Here is a 15878-nt window from a genome sequence, read left to right on the forward strand (position 1 = left end):
GCCGACCAGACGGGACCGGCGGCCGCCGGGTTGCATCGTCAGTCGCGCCAGACGGAGGTCAGCGGCAACGCCGGGGTCTGCGAGGTGGGCGTGACCGAGGTCGTCGGCTGGACGGTGACCTCGACGAAACTCGTGGTGGTCGTCGGCGGCGACGTCTCGACGGACGTGACCGTGGACGGCGGCGCGGAAGTGGTGACGGTGACGGGCACCGCCGCGACGGTCCTGGTCGGCGGCGTGACGGTTTCGACGGTGCGCGGCGTGCTCCGCCCGGCGATCAGCAGCGCGGCCACCAGCAGCCCGGTGGCGAATCCCGCCAGCCCGGTGACCGCGGCGGAGCCCCAGGTAGGTCGGCCACTCATCCGGGCACCCCCTCGCCACGCGCAGCGCAGGTACGAGGACTAACTCGCGTTGATCTTACGTCCTGTTACCCGATGTGCACCTCGGAGTTTTCAGGCCTTGGCCGCCTTCAGGCCGTCGACGACCACGCGGACCAGGTGGGCGCTTCCCGGCGCGTACCGCTCGACGGCGAGGCAGCCGACGATGAGCGCCCGCAGGTCGTCGCCGTCGATGTCCGGGCGGACGGCGCCCGCGGCCTGTGCGCGGGCGAGGAGCTCGGCCAGCGCGGCGCGGAACTCCTCGCCCGCGCCGGCCTTGAAGGCGTGCCCACCGGACTCGGCGAGGGCGTCGCAGATGGCCCGGTTGAGGGACGCCTGTTTGATGACGCGGACGAAGTAGTCGACGAAGACTTCGCCCGGGTCCTCGGCGGTGACGAGCGCGCGGGCTTCCTCGGCGAACTGCTGGATCCGTTCGAGGACGACCGCCTGGAACAGGGCTTCCTTGCTGGGGAAGTGCCGGTAGACGGTGCCGGCCCCGACCCCGGCGAGCCGCGCGATGTCGTCGAGCGGCACGGCGAGGCCGTCCAGGGCGAAGGCCTCCTCGGCGGCGGCCAGCACCTTGGCCCGGTTGCGCCGGGCGTCGGCGCGCATCTTCTCCATCACGTCTCCTCGTTGACAACCGGAACGGTCACTCCGTATTGTCCTAAGCGGGCCCACCGTTCCGATTCAACGCCCAGTTTGGCAGGGGAATTCCGATGCCGCTCAGTCAGCCTTCCGCCCGCGCGGTGTTCGACCGCTTCCTCGCCGCTTCGGTGGCGAACCGCTGGGACGACCTCGCCGACCTCTACGCCGAGGACGTCATCCTCGAGATGCCGTTCACCCTCCCGGGCATGCCCAGCGTGACGAAGGGCCGCGAAGAGCTGCGCCGCCGCTTCCGGGCCGCCGGCGGGTCACGGCGGATCACCGAGGCCGCCAACGTCGTGGTCCACGAGACGGCCGACCCCTCGGTGCTGGTCGCGGAATTCGACCTGCACCAGGAAGTCCGCGGCACCGCCTTCGTCGCCCGGTACGTCATGGTCCTCACCGTCCGAAACGGACAGATCGCCCACTCCCGCGACTACACCGACACCGCCGCCGCGGCGGAACGGCTCAAGGCGTGGTCGCCCGCTGGCTCGACGGCGGGATGAACAGCCGCTCGAACGTGCTCACCGTGTGCTCCCACACCCCCGGCACCAGCAGCACCCCGAGCAGCGCGAGCACCGGGAAGATCAACCGCTTCTCGACCTTCTTGCCGGTCCGGAAGCGCAGCACCTTCGGCGGCCGGATCTCGTACCAGGTCTCGCCGGCGATCGGGAGCGGGAACAGGAACGGGCAGCCGGACTCGGTCAGCGCGTCGCCCAGGCAGTGCGTCAGGCACCCGGCCGCCACGGCGATCCCGAGCCAGCCCGAAATAGCCGCCAGTTCACCCGCCCGATCGGGGGGAGCCGTGAAGAACCACCACGCCACCGCGGCTCCGCTCACCGGGAGCAGCCAGTCGCCCAGTGCGCCTTCGGCCAGCATCAGGCCGAAGACGACCACGCCCACCACGGCCCACGGGCCGCCTTCGGTGGTGCCCCACGACGTCAGCAGGCCCAGTCCGGCCGCGAACAGGACCGTGTGGGACAGGTGGCGGTGCTTGCCGGAGACCTTCTCGTCCCGCGGGCCCTTCGTCAGCGCGTAGAACCCCGCCGAGACACGGCGCAGCAGCCACGACAACGCACCCGTCAGCCAGCCGAGCAGGCGGGACGCGCTCGCTCCGGGGTGGTCGAGGTCGGGCAGCAGGGCGAAACCCGCCGTGGTCGCCGCGAAGACGACCGCCTGGTGCACCGAACCGGCCCCCACCGCGGGCGCCAGGGCGAGGCCCGCGCACCAGCCGGTCAGGGCATGCGTCCGCCCCATCATCGTGCCGCCCCCAGGTCCGCGAACGAAAATCAGTCCGCGGAACCGTAGCGGGCGGTCAGGCTTGGGGGTCCTCCGACACGCTCAGGTGTTCGGCCACGCCGGTGAGCTCGATCACGCGGCTCACCGCGGGGCTCGGGACGACCGCGAGTTCGACGTCCTGCTCGCCGGCCTGGCGTTGTGCGCGGAGCACCACGTTCAGCGCGGAGGAATCGAAGAAGGTCACCCCGGTCAGATCGGCCACGACCCGCTGCGCTCGCTTGTCCGCGATCAGCCCCGCCAGGGCCTCTTGCAGCTGCGGGCTGGTCAGCAGGTCGAGCTCGCCGGTGACCACCACCCGGGGTTCCGTCGCGTCGGTGTCCAGCGTGATGCCGAACCCGGGCGGGGTGGCGTTCTGGTCGGCTGCGGGCATGCAGTTTCTCCTCGTCAGGCGCTGCTCCTGCGCCGGGTACGCGCCTGTTGTCTCAAGCGGCAACCGTGTCACCGTGCCTTCCCAAGCTCGCGCCGGGCACGGTCAAGGCAACTCCGGGGCCAACCCTAACCCAGGAAGCGACCACGCCCGCCACGGCCGCCGCCCTTTCGCGTGTACTGCTCACCGGCGATCAAATCCTGCCTGCTCAGCGCTCTGCTCAGTGCGCACTCATCGTCTTCCGCGCCGCCCTGCGCTGGCGCAGGAAGAGCTGCCGCCGCTCGATCTCCCCGAGACCGCCCCAGATGCCGTACGGCTCCTGTACGGTCATCGCGTGCTTGCGGCACTGGGCCAGCACCGGGCAGGCCTGGCAGATGGCCTTCGCCCGCGCTTCCCGCCGCTCCCGCGCCGAACCCCGCTCGTTGTCCGTGTGGAAGAACAGGCTGCTGTCCGCACCCCGGCACGAGCCGCGCAGCTGCCATTCCCACTCTTCAGCAACCACGTTGGGCAGCCGGCTCACGTCAGCCATGTCGTCCCCGCCTTTCCCAGGATCAGCATGTCGACGGCTACATGCCCGCCGGTGGAGCGGATCAAACCCGGGTTTGGTTTGCTCACACCACGGGCATCTCGCTGACCGGGCGTGGCAGAGACCGCCGATCCCCGGCAGCGCGAGTGCGGAGAAAGGAACAAACGTGGAGGACAACGCCCCGCTCGTCCCGGAAGGCGCGCAGGTCATCGAGGTGCGGACAGCCGCGATCCCGCACGTCGTGCCCACACTGCGGACCATCGTGGCCGACATCGCGATGCGCCAGGACTTCGACCTCGACGCCGTCGAGGACCTCCGGATGGCGGTGGACGAAGCCTGCTCGCTGCTGCTCCCCGCCAGTTCGGACGGCAGGCTGACCTGTGTCTTCTCCTGGAACGGGCCGCGCATCGAGGTCTCCGTGTCGGTGCTGGCCGACAGCGCCGACCACGAGGACGACGCCGGCCTGTCGTGGCAGCTGCTGACCGCCCTCGCGACGACGGCCGAGCGCACGATCACGCCGGAGAACGGCCGCTACCTGTCCCGCGTGGACCTCGTCCGGGAGAGCCAGGCGGCGGACTCGTGAGCGATCCCGCCGGGAACAGCGACGGCGATCTCGACGTCGGCGCGCTGTTCCGACAACTCGCCGCCGCGCCGGCGAACTCGCCGGAACGCGAACGCATCCGCGACACCCTCGTGCGCGCGCACCTGGAGCTGGCGCGGAACCTGGCCCGGAAGTTCCGCAACCGCGACGAGGCGATGGAGGACCTGGTCCAGATCGCCACGGTCGGGCTCATCCACGCCGTCGACCGGTTCGACCCCGAACAGGGGACGGACTTCCTCGCGTTCGCCGTCCCCACGATCTCCGGGGAGCTGCGGCACCACTTCCGGGACAACAGCTGGTCGGTGCGGGTGCCGCGGCGGCTCAAGGAGCTGAACGCGAACATCTCCGCCGCCCGCGAGGAGCTCACCGTGCAGCTCTCGCGCGCACCGAAGCCGAGTGAGATCGCCGCCCGGCTCGGAGTGCCCATCGAGGACGTCTACGAAGGACTCCGCGCCGGTCAGGGCCGCTACGGCGCGTCGCTGGACCACCTGCTGGAGAACGCCGCGCACACGCGCTTCGGGGCACCGGACGCCGAGCTCGGCCAGGCCGAACTGCGGGAGGCGTTGCGCCCGATGCTGGAGAGCCTGCCGGAACGGGAGCGCAAGATCGTCGCGCTGCGGTTCGGCTCGGGGATGAGCCAGTCGGACATCGCCCGCCGCGTCGGCGTTTCCCAGATGCAGGTGTCGCGGCTGCTGGCCGCGACGCTGAAGAAACTGCGGTCCGGCCTGGACGAATCCGAGCTGGCCGACGGCACCTGATTAGCCGCTCGGCCGCTTGGGTACTTGGCGGGCGGTACCGAACTCACTGGGAGGGGGACCGGATGACGACGTCGAAGACGCCGCAGCGCTCAGCTGCCACGGCCGCCCCGCTCAGGGTGCTCCTCCCGGCCGACGTCACCGCCCCGGCGCTGGCCCGGCACGAAGTCCGGGCGGCGCTGCTGCGCCTCGGCATGCGGGAGCGGCAGATCGAGGACGTCCTGCTGGCGACGTCGGAGCTGGTCACCAACGCCTTCGAGCACGGTGAACGACCCCAGCGGCTCGAGCTGGACCACGCCGCCGGCCGGCTGATCCTGCGGGTGCACGACACCGGCCGGATGCTGCCCGAGCTGCGGGCGCCCTCCCCGGCCGAGGCGCGCAGCCGCGGGCTCGTCCTGGTGCAGGCGCTGGCCCTGGACTGGGGCTTCGAACGCTGCCCCGGCGGCAAGTACGTCTGGGCGGCCTTCCCGCTGCCGGACGCCTGATCACCCGAGCTTTCGAGCGGCGTCGGTCTCCCCGATCCGGTCCCGGAACGGCTTGCGCTCCAGGGCTTCCACGATCGCGTCCAGCAGGGCGCGCAGCGAATACGGCAGCTCGGCTTCGAGGGCCTCCGTCGCTTCGGTCGTCGCCGTCCACTCCGCCTCGATCAGCGGCAGCAGCTCGCGCGTGCGGGCGGTGAGCGACACGATCCGCTGCCGGGCGTCGGCGCCCGGCTCCAGGCTGACGAACCCGGCCCGGTGCATCTGCGCGACGGTCTGGCTGGCCGCCGAGTGCGTCACGCGCATCTCTCCGGCGAGGTCGCGGATGGCCAGCGGGCCGCGCGCGAGCAGCGCCCGCACCACCGGCGAGTACCGCGGCCGGTAGCCGTCGAGGCCGATGTCGGCGAGGAAGCGCGCGACGTCGCCGTCGAGGATTTCGAGGACGTGCCGCATCCGGGTGCCGAGCCCCTCCGGACCCCGCCGCTCCGGATCACCCGTCATGGCCATGACGGCCGATCATAGGCGCCGGTCGTGTGCTTGGATCGCGCCATGGAGAACCGGAAGATCGCCCGTCTGGGCCGCGAGGTGTCCGTTGTCGGGCTGGGCTGCTGGCAGCTCGGGGCGGACTGGGGCGAGGTCGACGAGAACGACGCGCTGGCCGTGCTGCACGCGGCCGCCGACAACGGTGTCACCTTCTTCGACACCGCCGACGTCTACGGCGACGGCCGCAGCGAGCGGCTGGTCGGCCGGTTCCTCGCCGAGCGCGGGGACGTCTTCGTGGCGACCAAGATGGGCCGCCGGGTCGAGCAGGTACCGGAGAACTACGTCGCCGCGAACTTCCGCGAGTGGAACGACCGGTCGCGCCGCAACCTCGGCGTCGACACGCTCGACCTGGTCCAGCTGCACTGCCCGCCGACGCCGGTGTACTCCTCCGACGCGGTGTACGACGCCCTCGACGCGATGGTCGACGAGGGCCGCATCAAGGCGTACGGCGTCAGCGTCGAAACCTGCGAAGAGGCGCTGACCGCGCTGGCGCGGCCTCACGTGGCTTCGGTTCAGATCATCCTGAACTGCCTCCGGCTCAAGCCCCTGGAGCGCGTGCTGCCCGCGGCGGCGGAGGCGGGCGCCGGGATCATCGCGCGGGTGCCGCTGGCGTCCGGCCTGCTGTCCGGGCGCTACACCGCGCAGACGACGTTCGCCGAGAACGACCACCGCAACTACAACCGCCACGGCGACGCGTTCGACGTCGGCGAGACGTTCTCGGGCGTGCCCTACGAGGTCGGGCTGGAAGCCGTCGAGCGGCTGCGCGGGCTCGTGCCGTCCGGCCGGACGCTCGCGCAGTTCGCGCTGCGCTGGATCATCGACCAGCCGGGTGTCAGCACGGTCATCCCGGGCGCGCGGAACGCCGAGCAGGCTTCGGCGAACACGGCGGCGGCTTCGCTTCCGCCGTTGTCCCCGGAGGCGCTGGCGGGCGTCCGCGAAACCTACGACGAGCTCATCCGGCCGCTGGTGCACGATCGCTGGTGAGCCCGGCATGATGGGCCGATGATGACGCCCGAAGAGCTCCTGACCACGACCAGGACCGTCCGCAAGCGCCTCGACTTCGAGCGCCCGGTGCCACTCGACCTGGTCAAGCACTGCGTTCAGGTCGCGCTCCAGGCGCCGAGCGGTTCGAACACCCAGCGGTGGCAGTGGCTGGTCGTCACCGATGCCGGCCGGCGCGCCGCGCTCGGCGAGATCTACCGCCGGGCGTGCCACGAGTACCTCGAGTCGCCGAACGCCGCGGGCAAGCTGTTCGCGGACGACCCGGCCCGGGCCCAGGTCCAGCAGCGGGTCGGGGACAGCGTCGCCTACCTGGCCGACCGGATGGGTGACGTCCCGGTGCTGGTCGTCCCCTGCCTGGAAACGCCGTCCTCGGAACTGCCGGCCGGCAACCAGGCGGGGCTGTGGGCGTCGCTGCTGCCCGCGGTGTGGAGCTACATGCTGGCGGCCCGCTCGGTGACGCTGGGCACGGCGTGGACGACGCTGCACCTGAAGTACGAGCAGGAGGCGGCGGAGGTGCTGGAGCTTCCGAAGAACGTGCACCAGGCCGCGTTGATCCCGACGGCGTTCTACACGGGCGACACGTTCAAGCCGGCCGCGCGGCAGCCCCTCGAGGAGGTCCTGCATCTCGACCGCTGGTGACCACCCGTGAAAGCCTCCTTGCCGGGGCAGATGGGGGACGTCGGCAAGGAGGCCGTCACGGCCTTTCGGCGGCCGGGTGGTCTACCGCACGGTCAGGGTCAGGCGTTGGATGCCCCAGGCGTCGGCCTGGGACCCGGGCAGCCAGACGTCGACGATGTCGCCGGAGATCCAGCTGCCGATGTCCGCCGCGTAGCACTCGCCGTAGCCGGGCACGGAGAACCGAGTGCCCCACGGGACGAGCCGGGCGTCGACGGCGCAGAAGCCCGGCCCGGCCTGGTAGCCGAGGGCGGTCTGGGCGACGTCGTTGTACGCCGTGACGCGGTAGTTCAGCGTGGTGCCCGCGGGGATCCGGTAGGTGGCGAGCCGGTTCGCGCCGTCGAGTCGGTAGGCGGTCGAGATCTGGCCGAGCGAGCCAGGGGAGTTGTCCTCCGCCGTCATCGCGTAGAGCTGGTAGTTCGCGTTCTGGCAGGGGCTCGCGTCGGTGACCGTCAGCGTCGGCTGGCCCCAGTCGCTGATCCACTGCAGGGCCTGACCGTTGCGGAAGGCCCGGTAGGCCTTCGCGCCGGCGACCCGGGCGAACGTGAAGGTGACCTTGCCGTCGCTGCCCAGTCCGCCGCTGACCGAGCCGGGCGCGGGCAGGCGGTGGCCGACGTCCACCGCGCCGACGAGCGTGCCGGGGCCGTGCCCGCCGGTGACCGGGCGGTCGGGGATCGGGCCGGTGTAGAAGTGCTGGCAGGCGGGGAGAGTCGCGGCCTCGGCGGCGGGGGCGACGAGGAGGCTGCCGGCGAGGGCCGCCAGCGCGAGGACGTGCGCGAGACGCATGACGGGGAAACCTCCGTGGGTGGGGACCGGGTGGAGGTGACGCAAGCGGGTTCACCGCTGGTCAAGACCGTAAGTGGCCTGGACCACACAGTCAATAGGTCTAGACCTTTAAGCGCCGATCGGCCCAGTCAGAGGTAACTCACCAGGCGGTCGGCCAGTGCGCCCGGGTGGCTGAGCGGCACGCAGTGCGGGCCGTCGAGCTCGTCCGGCTCGATGCCGAGCCGCTCGCGCGCCACCCGCCGCTGGAAGTCGGGGACGAAGAACCGGTCGTCGCGGGCGAGGAGCACCTTGGTCGGGACGTCCGGGTGGGCCGGCAGCGGCCACGGCTCGTCCCACTCCTTGCTGACCTGCTCGCGCCCGTGCGCCTGGCACGCCTCGGCGAGCGCCGCCGGGACGCCGTTGAAGAACTGCTCGGTCTCGGTCAGGCCCTTCGGGGCCTCGAAGCCGGTGTTGCCCCACCACTGCCCCGGCTGCTCCCCCGGCGCCGGGACCATCCCGGCCAGGTACACCAGCAGCCGCGCCCGGACCTTCGCCGCGACGAGCGGCGCGGTGAACCCGCCGTACGAATGGCCGACGACGGCGACGTCCGTGCGGTCGCCCAGCGCGGCCAGCACCGTCTCGGTGAACTCCGCCAGCCCGGCCGCGGAGTCGGTGATCGGCAGGTCGGGGGCGACCGCGTCGTGCCCGCGAGCCGCGAGCTCCGGGACGAGCAGGTGGAAGTCCCAGCCGCTGCCGCCGCCTCCGTGGATCAGCGCGAAAGTCGTCACGCGGGCCAGCTCAGCAGCGGCGCAGCATGTCGGTCAAGGCGGTTTTCTCGGCCTGCGTGACGGTCAGCCCGTAGTAGTGCTTCACGACGATCCAGTCGGTCGCGTAGGTGCACCAGAACGCCACCAGCGGGGGCTTCCACTGGTCGGGCGCCTTGTCGCTCTTCTGCTGGTTGACGTTGTCGGTGACGGCGAACAGCTGCGGCCGGGTCAGGTCGTTGGCGAACTGCTCGCGCTTCTCGGTCGTCCACGACTTCGCGCCGCTCGCCCACGCCTGCCCGAGCGGGACCATGTGGTCGATGTCGAGGTCGGTGGCCTTGGTCCAGGTCTCGTCGTCGTAGACGCTGGTCCAGGTGCCGGACGTCGGCTTGCAGTCCTTGTCGGTCTTGACGTCCTTGCCGTCGCGCTTGAGCACGACTTCGCGGGTGTCGCAGCCGGACCCCTGGCTGTCCCAGTGCGGGAACTTCTCGCGCGAATAGCCGTCCATGGACGTCCGCGCGGCGATGGCCAGCTCGCCGAGCTGCTTCTGCGCGTCGGCCGCGCTGACCGGCACCGGCGCACCCGACGTCGTCGGCGGGGCCGCGCCCGCGCCTCTCGTCGCCCAGTACCCGAAGAGCGCGACGGCCAAGACCGCGATTACCAGCAGGGTTCGCTGCGTCACGCTCAGCCGAAAGCCTCGGGCCGCCACGATTTTCTCCTCTCACCTGCGCCGTCGCGCGGCGTAGTGTCACCTCTGCCGGTGCGGGACAACCGCGCCGACACGACGACCTGGCGCGAATGTGACGTCGGACACCCACGACTGTCACACGCGGCCGACCAACTGCGACTACCGGAGCAGGACCCATCCGGAGGGAGCAGCCGATGCCCGGCCGGCTCAAGAAGTTCGACGAGTTCTTCCAGCGCAAAGCCGCCGAGGGCGGCAACGTCGTCGCCATGGCCCGGATGGGCCTGGCGATGCGCGAGCGCGGAGAGCTGGCCGAGGCCGAGTCGTGGTACCGCAAGGCCGCGATGGGCGGCGACCGCGTCTCGATGACGGCGCTGGCCCACCTCCTCGCCGAACGCGGCGCGCGGGAGGAGGCCGAGCGCTGGTACCACGAGGCGGCGCTGGCCGGCGAGCCGCACGGGATGCAGCACCTGGCCAAGTCCTACGAGCGGCGCGGCAAGCGCGAAGACGCCCGGCACTGGTACGGCGAGGCGGCCCGCACCGGCGACCTGACCTCGATGGCGGCGCTGGGGCGGCTGCTGCGGGAAGACGGGAACGGCGAAGAGGCCGAGCCGTGGCTGCGCCAGGCCGCCGAGGCGGGCTTCACCGGCGCGATGATCGACCTGGGCACCGTGCTGCGCGACCGCGGCCAGGCCGCCGAGGCGGGCCGCTGGTGGCGCTCCGCCGTGCAGGCCGGCGACCTCGCGGCCACCTGCCAGCTCGGCAGGCAGGCCGAGCGGATGGGTCGGCCGGGCGACGCCGAGTCGTGGTACCGCCAGGGCGCGAAAGGCGGTCACCTCGAGGCGATCACCCGTCTCGGCCTGCTGCTGCACCGCCGCGGCGACGTCGAAGAGGCGGAGAACTGGTACCTGGAGGCGGCCGAGCACGGCGACCCGGCGGCGATGACCAACCTCGGCGTCCTGGCCCGCAACCGCGGCGACGAAGGGGAAGCGGCGGCCTGGTACCGCAAGGCCGCCGAGCACGGCAGCATCCCGGCGCTCACCAACCTCGGCCACCTCGCCGAGCACCGCGACGACCTGGCGGCGGCCGAGCTGTGGTTCCGCCGCGCCGCCGAGGTCGGCGACGTCCAGGGCATGCTCAGCCTGGCGCGCATGCTGCGAGCGCGGGGCGCCGCTCACGAAGCCGAGCTGTGGCTGGCCCGGGCGGAGACGGTGCAGGACGAGCGGGAGCACCAGCACTGACCCCCGGATGGCACAGCTATTGTGTGATCCAATTCACAGTCATAGTCTGAGAGCGCACCCCAGGAGGTTGCGCAATGAGGCCACGAGTCCTGGTCGCGAGTATCGGCAACGTCTTCTTGCACGACGACGGCTTCGGTGTCGAAGTGATCAGGGAGCTGGACCGGGCGGGCCTGCCCCCGTGGGTCCAGATCGCTGACTACGACATCGCATCGGTCCACCTGGCGTACGACCTGACCGGCGGCTACGACACAACGATCCTGTTGGACGCAACGCCCCACGGCGGCCCCCCCGGGCACGCTGTCCCTGACATCGGCAACCGACACGCACGATTTGCCGGGCGACGCGGTAGTCCGCCTCCTCCGCCTACTGGGCGGCGACGCGGGCCGAGTCCTGGTCCTGAGCTGCGAGCCGGCATGCGTAGCCGGCGGCCTCGGGCTGTCGGCCGAGGTCCGGACGGCGGTTCCGGCCGCGGTACGGGTGGTCACCGAACTGGCCTGGGGCGCGAGCCCGGCTCTGCCGGTCAAGGAGAAGACCGAAGTCTGACCCGCTCCTCCAGGTCCGGCAGCTGCCGCAGGGCTTCGAGGACGACGTTCACCCCCGCGCGCAACGGGGTGCCTCTGCGGACCACCGCCGCGATCGTGCGGGTTACCGGGGTTGCCAGCTCCCTGGTCGCCACGCGATACCGACGGTCCACCGCCAGCCCTGGTAGCAGCGCGATCGACAAACCCGCCTCGACGTGCTGCAGCGTCATCAAGTAGTTGCTGAAGCGGCACACCACCCGCGGCTCGAAGCCCGACTCGCGGCACAGGCGCAGCGTCAGGTTCGCCATGTACGACTGCGGCATGTCCAGCGCCCACGGCGCGTCCGCGTAAGCCGACAGGACCGCCGGGCCGCGGGGGGCGTCCGGGGGCGTCACCAGGACGATCGGGTCCGTTGCCAGCGGGACGATGTCGAGGTCCGGGCCGAGCGGGAGCTCGACGAAGTCCGTCGTGGTGATGATGACGTCGGCGTCGCCGCCGCGCAGGGCCGGGATGCTCTCGTGCGGCTCCAGCTCCAGGAGCTGGACCTCGAGGTCCGGGTGGGCCAGCCGGGTCACCGCCGGGACGGCCAGGGTGTGGATCGCGCTCTGGAACGCGCCGAGCCGGACCAGGCCGGCCGGTTCGTCGCCGAGGCTGCGCAGCTCGGCCTCGACCGTGTCCATGTGGTCGAGGAGCACGCGGGCCCGGCGGGCCAGCATCAGGCCCGCCGGGGTCAGCCGGACCCGGCGGCCGGTGCGTTCCAGCAGCTGGGTGCCGGTTTCCGCCTCGAGCACGGCCAGCTGCTGCGACACGCTCGACGCGCTCAGGTTGGCGTCCTGCGCCACCGCGCGGACCGTGCCCAGGGTGTCGAGCCGGCTCAGCAGCCGCAGGCGCCACGGGTTCAGCATGCCGTCCATTGTTGTTCGGCAAAACCGAACAAGGAAGCCGGAATTGTGAGATGGACGTGTCGCTCGCCGCGGACTTACCGTCGTGCCATGGCTGACACCTTCTGGGGTGACGTCGACCGGCACCTCGTGCGTTACGGCGGCGCCTTCACCCGCGAGATCATCGACCACGCCGAGGGCAGTTTCCTCGTCACCGAGGACGGCCGCCGGATCCTCGACTTCACCTCCGGCCAGATGAGCGCGATCCTCGGGCACGCGCACCCGGAGATCGTCGAGACCGTCCAGCGGCAGGTCGGCAAGCTCGACCACCTGTTCAGCGGCATGCTGAGCCGCCCGGTCGTCGACCTCGCCCGGCGGCTGGCCGAGACGCTGCCGGCCCCGCTGGAGAAGGCGTTGCTGCTGACCACCGGCGCCGAGTCGAACGAAGCCGCCGTCCGGATGGCCAAGCTGGTCACGGGCAAGCACGAGATCGTCTCGTTCGCCCGGTCCTGGCACGGCATGACGCAGGCCGCGGCGAGCGCGACGTACAGCGCCGGCCGCAAGGGCTACGGCCCGGCCGCGCCCGGCAACTTCGCCATCCCGGCGCCCAACACGTACCGCCCGGACTTCACCGACGCCTCCGGTGCGCTCGATTGGCGTCGTCAGCTGGACTTCGGGTTCGAGATGATCGACGCGCAGTCGGTCGGCAGCTTGGCCGCGTGCCTGGTCGAGCCGATCCTCAGTTCCGGCGGCATCATCGAGCCGCCGCCGGGTTACTTCGCCGCGCTGGCCGGGAAGTGCCGCGAACGCGGGATGCTGCTGATCCTCGACGAGGCCCAGACGGGCTTGTGCCGCACGGGAAACTGGTACGCGTTCGAGCGCGACGGCGTCGTCCCCGACATCCTGACGCTGTCGAAGACGCTCGGCGCCGGACTGCCGCTGGCCGCGGTGCTGACCAGCGCCGCCATCGAGCAGGAGGCGTACGACCGGGGGTTCCTGTTCTTCACGACGCACGTGTCGGACCCGCTGCCGGCCGCGGTCGGCAACACGGTGCTGGACGTGCTGACCCGCGACCGCCTCGACGAGCGGGCCCGTTCGCTGGGCGCGGTGCTGCGCCGCGGCCTGGAGGAGCTCGCCGCCGGCCACGAGGTGGTCGGCGACATCCGGGGCCGTGGCCTGCTGGCCGGGGTGGAGCTGGTGGTGGACCGGGAAACCAAGCGGAGTTCGGACGAGCTGGGCGCGCTGGTCACGCAGCGGTGCCTCGAACTCGGGCTGCACATGAACATCGTGCAGCTGCCGGGGATGGGCGGGGTGTTCCGGATCGCACCGCCGCTGACGGCGTCCGAAGAGGAGATTGCGCTGGGCTTGTCGATCCTGGACCAGGCCATCGGCGACGCCGTGAAGCTGCTCTGAAACCCACGAAGGCCTCCTTGCCGGCCCGGGGAGCCGGCAAGGAGGCCACTCACGACAGCGTCAGAAGCCCGCTGTCACCTTCGTGAAGTCCCAGTCGTTCTGGGCGATGCCGCTGCACGCCGACTGGACGCCGCCGCCGGGGCAGCCGCGGTCGCGGTTGACCGACCAGAACGCCAGGCGGGCGATCTTGTTCGACTTGGCCCAGTTGGTGATCTGGGTCCAGGTCGACAGGTCCGTCAGCTCCTGCTGGTCGGACAGGCCGTTCATGCCCGAGATGCCGAGGTGGGCGTACGCCGTGGCGTCGGACCACCCGAACGTCGACTTCAGCTTGTCGCGCAAGCCGTTCGCCGCGCTCACCGTGCTGTTGTACATGTTCGCGCCGCCGCCGAAGTCGAACGGCATGATCGTGAACACGTCCACGTTGGCGCCCAGGGCCTTCGACTGGTCGATGAGCCGGTTCCCGTAGTAGTTGGGGCCGGTCGTCGACGTGCCGAACGTCAGGATCGTCTGGATGCCCGGGTTGTTCTGCTTGACGATCTTCAGCGCGTTCAGGATGCGGTCCTGCACGGCCTCGTTCTCGAACTCGTCGGAGTTCTCGATGTCGATGTCGATCGCCTTCAGCCCGTACGCGTTGATCACCTGCTGGTAGGCGCCGGCCAGCGCGGCCGGCGTCGAGCAGTTCGGGCCGAGCTTGTTCCCGCTCCAGCCGCCGAACGACGGAACGATCTGGCCGCCCGCCGCCTTGATCTGCGCGATCGCGGTGGCGTCGGCGCTGCCGGAAAGCGGACGGCTGCTGTCCCACGCCGGGTTGCAGCCACCGCTGGCGTTGATGAACGCCATGGTGAACCACTTGATCCCGGTCGCGTTCATCACCGTCTGCGGGTTCGGCGGGCTGCCCCAGCCCATGTACAGGTACGGCGCGCCGCGGCCACCCGGCGGGGGCGGTGTGGTCGTCGTCGGCGGGGTCGTCGTCGTAGGAGGCGTCGTGGTCGTGGGGGGTGTGCCCCCGGCGGCACACGATCCCCCGTTCAGCTTGCAGTTCGACGGCGCGACGTACGAACCCGAGTACGCCACGTTGAAGCCGAAGCTGGCACTACCGCCGTTGGCGACGTTGCCGTTCCACGTGTTCTTGACGGTGACGTGCTGGCCGGACGCCGTGTAGCTGCCGTCCCACAGCGACGAGATCTTCGCGCCGCTCGGCAGGTCGAACTCGACCGTCCAGGTGGGCAGCGTCGAGCCCGAGCCGTTGGCGATCGTGTACTTGCCCTCGTACCCGGTGCCCCAGTCAGAGCCCTTCGAGAAGGTCGCGGACACGCCGCCCGCCGCGTTGGCGGGAGCGATCACGAACATCGCGCCGATCGTGGCGGCCGCGGCCGCCAGCCCGAGTGCGGGCAACCACCGGCGCCTCATGACAGGCCGTTCTTCATCGCGGTGATGAGCTCGCCGCCCGTGGTGTCGCCGGTCAGCTCCCAGAAGAAGGCGCCGCCGAGACCCTGCTGCTTGGCGTAGGACATCTTCCCGCCGATGGTCGCCGGGGTGTCGTAGCTCCACCAGTTGCTGCCGCACTTGGCGTACGCGGTGCCGGCGAAGGTGCCGGTCGACGGGCAGGTGTTCTTGAGGACCTTGTAGTCCTCGATGCCCTGCTCGTACGTGCCCGGCGCGGGGCCGGTCGCGGTGCCACCCGGCGTGCTCTGCGTGACGCCGGTCCAGCCGCGGCCGTAGAACCCGATGCCCAGCAACAGCTTGCTCGACGGGACGCCCTTGCTCTTCAGCTTCTGGATCGCCGCGTCGGAGTAGAAGCCCGGCGTCGGGATGCCGGTGAAGTTCGTCAGCGGCGAGTGCGGGGCCGTCGGGCCCTGCGCGGCCCAGGCACCGAAGTAGTCGTAGGTCATCACGTTGTACCAGTCGACGTACTGCGCGGCGCCGCCGTAGTCGGCGACGTCGAGCTTGCCGCCGCTGCTGCCGTCCGCCGTGATGGCCGACGTGATCAGGAACGACGAGCCGAACTTCGCCCGCAGCGCGCCCATCAGGTTCTTGTAGGCCGCGGCACCGCTGGTGTCACAGGAGAGGCCGCACGCGTTGGGGTACTCCCAGTCGATGTCGATGCCGTCCCAGATGTCCGCCCAGCGCGGGTCCTTGAGCAGGTTGTAGCAGGACTGCGCGAACGCGGCCGCGTTCTGCGAAGCCTGGCCGAAGCCGCCCGAGTAGGTCCAGCCGCCGAACGACCAGATCACCTTGAGGCCCGGGTGCAGCTTCTTCAGCTTGCGCAGCTGGTTGAAGTTGCCGGCGACGGGCTGGTCCCAGGTGTCGGCGACGCCGTCGACACTGCCCGCGGCGTCGTAGGT

Annotated in this window: 20 protein-coding genes and 1 pseudogene; 9 read left to right on the forward strand and 12 right to left on the reverse strand. The window is 71.1% G+C overall.

Translation table 11 applies throughout. The features are described from left to right. Positions 1-38: 38 nt before the first annotated feature. Positions 39-359, reverse strand: a complete 321-nt coding sequence (locus CCN39_RS51090) for a hypothetical protein (protein WP_158104527.1) — start codon at positions 357-359, stop codon at positions 39-41. Between the two features lie 90 nt (positions 360-449). Then, entirely contained in the window at positions 450-995 is a 546-nt protein-coding gene (locus tag CCN39_RS19095; RefSeq protein ID WP_086843832.1) for a TetR/AcrR family transcriptional regulator, read from the reverse strand. A gap of 95 nt (positions 996-1090) precedes the next feature. Here CCN39_RS19095 and CCN39_RS19100 point away from each other — a divergent pair, with 95 nt between their 5' ends. Further along, positions 1091-1522, forward strand: a complete 432-nt coding sequence (locus CCN39_RS19100; RefSeq protein WP_086843834.1) for a nuclear transport factor 2 family protein — start codon at positions 1091-1093, stop codon at positions 1520-1522. Here the strand turns inward: CCN39_RS19100 and CCN39_RS19105 are convergent. The 3 genes from CCN39_RS19105 to CCN39_RS19115 form a co-directional block, all read right to left on the reverse strand. Further along, positions 1485-2273 carry a metal-dependent hydrolase gene (locus tag CCN39_RS19105; protein WP_086843836.1) on the reverse strand — a complete coding sequence of 263 codons (789 nt, stop codon included), beginning with the start codon at positions 2271-2273 and terminating at the stop codon, positions 1485-1487. The two genes, CCN39_RS19100 and CCN39_RS19105, sit on opposite strands and share 38 nt — an antisense overlap. 58 nt (positions 2274-2331) lie before the next feature. After that, entirely contained in the window at positions 2332-2685 is a 354-nt protein-coding gene (locus CCN39_RS19110) for an STAS domain-containing protein (RefSeq protein WP_003078104.1), read from the reverse strand. A gap of 217 nt (positions 2686-2902) precedes the next feature. Further along, entirely contained in the window at positions 2903-3211 is a 309-nt protein-coding gene (locus tag CCN39_RS19115; RefSeq protein WP_013222241.1) for a WhiB family transcriptional regulator, read from the reverse strand. A 163-nt stretch (positions 3212-3374) separates the two neighbouring features. Here CCN39_RS19115 and CCN39_RS19120 point away from each other — a divergent pair, with 163 nt between their 5' ends. From CCN39_RS19120 to CCN39_RS19130, 3 genes are all read left to right on the forward strand, one after another. Continuing rightward, complete coding sequence (locus CCN39_RS19120) at positions 3375-3791, forward strand: ATP-binding protein (RefSeq protein ID WP_013222240.1); 417 nt, start codon at positions 3375-3377, stop codon at positions 3789-3791. Next, complete coding sequence (locus CCN39_RS19125; protein ID WP_086843837.1) at positions 3788-4567, forward strand: SigB/SigF/SigG family RNA polymerase sigma factor; 780 nt, start codon at positions 3788-3790, stop codon at positions 4565-4567. Before CCN39_RS19120 ends, CCN39_RS19125 begins: the two co-directional genes overlap by 4 nt. Before the next feature lie 62 nt (positions 4568-4629). Further along, a complete protein-coding gene (locus tag CCN39_RS19130) occupies positions 4630-5049 on the forward strand; it encodes an ATP-binding protein (protein WP_086843840.1) in 420 nt (139 codons plus the stop codon). On the opposite strand, the gene CCN39_RS19135 is transcribed toward CCN39_RS19130, so the two are convergent. Continuing rightward, positions 5050-5550, reverse strand: coding sequence for a MarR family winged helix-turn-helix transcriptional regulator (locus CCN39_RS19135; protein WP_086843842.1), 501 nt, complete (start codon positions 5548-5550; stop codon positions 5050-5052). Positions 5551-5592: 42 nt separating this feature from the next. Here CCN39_RS19135 and CCN39_RS19140 point away from each other — a divergent pair, with 42 nt between their 5' ends. Then, positions 5593-6570 carry an aldo/keto reductase gene (locus tag CCN39_RS19140; protein ID WP_086843844.1) on the forward strand — a complete coding sequence of 326 codons (978 nt, stop codon included), beginning with the start codon at positions 5593-5595 and terminating at the stop codon, positions 6568-6570. Positions 6571-6588: 18 nt separating this feature from the next. Next, the gene (locus tag CCN39_RS19145; RefSeq protein WP_086843845.1) at positions 6589-7227 is read left to right on the forward strand and encodes a nitroreductase family protein; all 639 of its coding nucleotides are present in this window, start codon (positions 6589-6591) and stop codon (positions 7225-7227) included. 81 nt (positions 7228-7308) lie between these two features. Here CCN39_RS19145 and CCN39_RS19150 read toward each other — a convergent pair whose 3' ends face one another. From CCN39_RS19150 to CCN39_RS19160, 3 genes are all read right to left on the reverse strand, one after another. Beyond that, entirely contained in the window at positions 7309-8049 is a 741-nt protein-coding gene (locus CCN39_RS19150; RefSeq protein ID WP_086843847.1) for a 3D domain-containing protein, read from the reverse strand. 128 nt (positions 8050-8177) lie between these two features. Beyond that, positions 8178-8816 (reverse strand): alpha/beta fold hydrolase, encoded by a 639-nt coding sequence (locus CCN39_RS19155; protein WP_086843849.1) that lies wholly within the window; start codon positions 8814-8816, stop codon positions 8178-8180. Between the two features lie 10 nt (positions 8817-8826). Then, positions 8827-9501 carry an HNH endonuclease family protein gene (locus CCN39_RS19160; RefSeq protein ID WP_086843851.1) on the reverse strand — a complete coding sequence of 225 codons (675 nt, stop codon included), beginning with the start codon at positions 9499-9501 and terminating at the stop codon, positions 8827-8829. A 173-nt stretch (positions 9502-9674) separates the two neighbouring features. Between CCN39_RS19160 and CCN39_RS19165 the strand changes: the two genes are divergently transcribed. Together CCN39_RS19165 and CCN39_RS19170 are read left to right on the forward strand one after the other, a co-directional pair. Next, positions 9675-10718 carry a tetratricopeptide repeat protein gene (locus CCN39_RS19165; RefSeq protein ID WP_086843853.1) on the forward strand — a complete coding sequence of 348 codons (1044 nt, stop codon included), beginning with the start codon at positions 9675-9677 and terminating at the stop codon, positions 10716-10718. A gap of 74 nt (positions 10719-10792) precedes the next feature. Then, a pseudogene (locus CCN39_RS19170) lies at positions 10793-11261 on the forward strand (hydrogenase maturation protease). Here CCN39_RS19170 and CCN39_RS19175 read toward each other — a convergent pair. Further along, complete coding sequence (locus tag CCN39_RS19175; RefSeq protein ID WP_086843863.1) at positions 11239-12144, reverse strand: LysR family transcriptional regulator; 906 nt, start codon at positions 12142-12144, stop codon at positions 11239-11241. The pseudogene CCN39_RS19170 and the gene CCN39_RS19175 sit on opposite strands and share 23 nt — an antisense overlap. A gap of 87 nt (positions 12145-12231) precedes the next feature. On the opposite strand from CCN39_RS19175, the gene CCN39_RS19180 reads away from it, so the two are divergent. Further along, on the forward strand, positions 12232-13533 hold the full coding sequence (locus CCN39_RS19180) for an aspartate aminotransferase family protein (protein ID WP_086843855.1): 1302 nt from the start codon (positions 12232-12234) through the stop codon (positions 13531-13533). A 60-nt stretch (positions 13534-13593) separates the two neighbouring features. Here the strand turns inward: CCN39_RS19180 and CCN39_RS19185 are convergent, their stop codons facing one another. Further along, positions 13594-14943, reverse strand: coding sequence for a cellulose binding domain-containing protein (locus CCN39_RS19185; RefSeq protein WP_086843857.1), 1350 nt, complete (start codon positions 14941-14943; stop codon positions 13594-13596). After that, the coding region (locus tag CCN39_RS19190; protein WP_244210865.1) for a glycoside hydrolase family 18 protein at positions 14940-15878 on the reverse strand (939 nt) is incomplete at its 5' end. The genes CCN39_RS19185 and CCN39_RS19190, both read right to left, overlap by 4 nt.

This window comes from Amycolatopsis kentuckyensis, from assembly GCF_002155975.1.
Classification (GTDB): Bacteria; Actinomycetota; Actinomycetes; order Mycobacteriales; family Pseudonocardiaceae; genus Amycolatopsis; species Amycolatopsis kentuckyensis.

Coding starts and splice junctions, on each gene's coding strand:
- CCN39_RS51090 (WP_158104527.1), bottom strand. CDS start 359: ATGAGTGGCCGACCTACCTGGGGCTCCGCCGCGGTCACCGGGCTGGCG.
- CCN39_RS19095 (WP_086843832.1), bottom strand. CDS start 995: ATGGAGAAGATGCGCGCCGACGCCCGGCGCAACCGGGCCAAGGTGCTG.
- CCN39_RS19100 (WP_086843834.1), top strand. CDS start 1,091: ATGCCGCTCAGTCAGCCTTCCGCCCGCGCGGTGTTCGACCGCTTCCTC.
- CCN39_RS19105 (WP_086843836.1), bottom strand. CDS start 2,273: ATGGGGCGGACGCATGCCCTGACCGGCTGGTGCGCGGGCCTCGCCCTG.
- CCN39_RS19110 (WP_003078104.1), bottom strand. CDS start 2,685: ATGCCCGCAGCCGACCAGAACGCCACCCCGCCCGGGTTCGGCATCACG.
- CCN39_RS19115 (WP_013222241.1), bottom strand. CDS start 3,211: ATGGCTGACGTGAGCCGGCTGCCCAACGTGGTTGCTGAAGAGTGGGAA.
- CCN39_RS19130 (WP_086843840.1), top strand. CDS start 4,630: ATGACGACGTCGAAGACGCCGCAGCGCTCAGCTGCCACGGCCGCCCCG.
- CCN39_RS19135 (WP_086843842.1), bottom strand. CDS start 5,550: ATGGCCATGACGGGTGATCCGGAGCGGCGGGGTCCGGAGGGGCTCGGC.
- CCN39_RS19140 (WP_086843844.1), top strand. CDS start 5,593: ATGGAGAACCGGAAGATCGCCCGTCTGGGCCGCGAGGTGTCCGTTGTC.
- CCN39_RS19145 (WP_086843845.1), top strand. CDS start 6,589: ATGATGACGCCCGAAGAGCTCCTGACCACGACCAGGACCGTCCGCAAG.
- CCN39_RS19150 (WP_086843847.1), bottom strand. CDS start 8,049: ATGCGTCTCGCGCACGTCCTCGCGCTGGCGGCCCTCGCCGGCAGCCTC.
- CCN39_RS19165 (WP_086843853.1), top strand. CDS start 9,675: ATGCCCGGCCGGCTCAAGAAGTTCGACGAGTTCTTCCAGCGCAAAGCC.
- CCN39_RS19175 (WP_086843863.1), bottom strand. CDS start 12,144: ATGCTGAACCCGTGGCGCCTGCGGCTGCTGAGCCGGCTCGACACCCTG.
- CCN39_RS19180 (WP_086843855.1), top strand. CDS start 12,232: ATGGCTGACACCTTCTGGGGTGACGTCGACCGGCACCTCGTGCGTTAC.
- CCN39_RS19185 (WP_086843857.1), bottom strand. CDS start 14,943: ATGAGGCGCCGGTGGTTGCCCGCACTCGGGCTGGCGGCCGCGGCCGCC.